This window comes from Gilvimarinus sp. 1_MG-2023 (assembly GCF_030548285.1).
This window is the reverse complement of record NZ_JAUOSC010000712.1, coordinates 1-299: the sequence shown is the minus strand read 5'-3', so window position 1 is coordinate 299 and position 299 is coordinate 1. Positions and strand designations below refer to the sequence as shown.

Genomic DNA, 299 nt, shown 5'->3' with positions numbered 1-299 from the left:
ACCAAGTCCAACAAGGTCGGCTACATTGCCTCGTTCCCGATTCCGGAAGTCATCCGTGATATCAATACCGTGCAACTCGCACTGAGCAAATACAACCCGGAAGCCGAGTTGAAAATCATCTGGGTCAACAGCTGGTTCGATCCGGGTAAAGAAGCGGATGCTGCCAACGCCATGATGGACCAGGGTGTGGATGTCATTCTGCAGCACACCGATTCACCTGCCGCCATGCAGGCTGCTGAACGTCGCGGCAAATACGCCGTTGGCCAGGCATCCGATATGTCCTCGTTTGGACCTAAGGC

At 54.8% G+C, this 299-nt stretch carries 1 protein-coding gene; it reads left to right on the top strand.

The window, feature by feature from the left end:
- Nucleotides 1-299: BMP family ABC transporter substrate-binding protein (locus Q4563_RS18730; RefSeq protein WP_303605587.1), on the top strand; the 299-nt coding region annotated here is incomplete at both ends.